This is a genomic window from Xanthomonas populi (genome assembly GCF_002940065.1).
In the GTDB taxonomy this organism is placed as follows: domain Bacteria; phylum Pseudomonadota; class Gammaproteobacteria; order Xanthomonadales; family Xanthomonadaceae; genus Xanthomonas; species Xanthomonas populi.
Map to the genome: position 1 here is coordinate 1 of NZ_MDEJ01000349.1, position 420 is coordinate 420.

A 420-nucleotide genomic window follows, 5' to 3' on the forward strand; every position below is an offset into this window, starting at 1 on the left:
TGTCTGTCGTTCTCCGCTGGCAGGGCGTCAAGTCAATGATGGCAGATTGCTGGGGTTTTTAGAGGCTCCTTTTAATGATTGCAAACCCATGGGCCAGCCATCGCTCACTGGCAGATCTTTCGTCGCGACAGCCGCGTCGGGATGAGATGAATCAAGCGGGGGGACAGAACTGCTGGCGTGCCGTTGGATGCGCATAGCTAAAATCCACATAGTGCAGTGCGGCTATACTGCGCTTCTGCTCCGCAGTGCCCACTGCAACTGAGAATTTTTTCTTCCTGAAGCGAACAGCCGGGACCAGGTCGAAAAGCATTCATTTCAAATAAAGCATACCAACTTCTCTCACGTTGAATTAAAGGAGCCTCTAAAAACCCCAGCAATCTGCCATCATTGACTTGACGCCCTGCCAGCGGAGAACGACAG

1 protein-coding gene is annotated in these 420 nt (G+C 52.1%); it reads right to left on the reverse strand.

Annotated features, from left to right (window positions below):
- Nucleotides 1-197: 197 nt before the first annotated feature.
- On the reverse strand, nt 198-420 hold a 223-nt coding region (locus XpopCFBP1817_RS22410), incomplete at its 5' end, for a hypothetical protein (protein WP_208619698.1).